1 protein-coding gene is annotated in these 418 nt (G+C 64.6%); it reads left to right on the top strand.

The window, feature by feature from the left end:
* The coding region (locus KPG66_RS13535) for a YlcI/YnfO family protein (protein ID WP_442929445.1) at nt 1-288 on the top strand (288 nt) is incomplete at its 5' end.
* Nucleotides 289-418: the final 130 nt, after the last annotated feature.

Raw genomic sequence — 418 nt, 5'->3', positions numbered from 1 at the left:
GGCGCCATGATGAAGACAGCGACACTCCCAGCACTGCGTGTCGAGCCCACGCTACGACATGCGGTGGAAGAGGTGCTAAACGAAAACGAGACACTATCGGCGTTTATGGAGTCGGCCCTACGGGCCGGTGTCGCGCATCGACGGCTGCAGCGAGCCTTCATCGCACGTGGCCTTGCGGCCCGAGAAGAGGCGCAGCGCACTGGCGAATATGTGCAGGCCGATGCAGTACTGACTGAGCTTGAGGATATGCTCGACGCGGCGCGCTCCGCCCGCGGGGCGCACGGTTGACTTACCGCGTTCGCTATACGCGTGCCGCGCGGGCAGATTTGGTGCGGCTGTACCGATTCCTGCTTGAGCAGGACTTGGATGCGGCTGCCCGCGCGCTCGACGCGATCCACCGGGGTGTCGACGTACTGCG

It is taken from the genome of Mycetohabitans sp. B2 (genome assembly GCF_021733735.1).
Classification (GTDB): Bacteria; Pseudomonadota; Gammaproteobacteria; order Burkholderiales; family Burkholderiaceae; genus Mycetohabitans; species Mycetohabitans rhizoxinica.
Note: the sequence above shows the minus strand (reverse complement) of the source record. Positions and strands in the feature narration are given on the sequence as shown.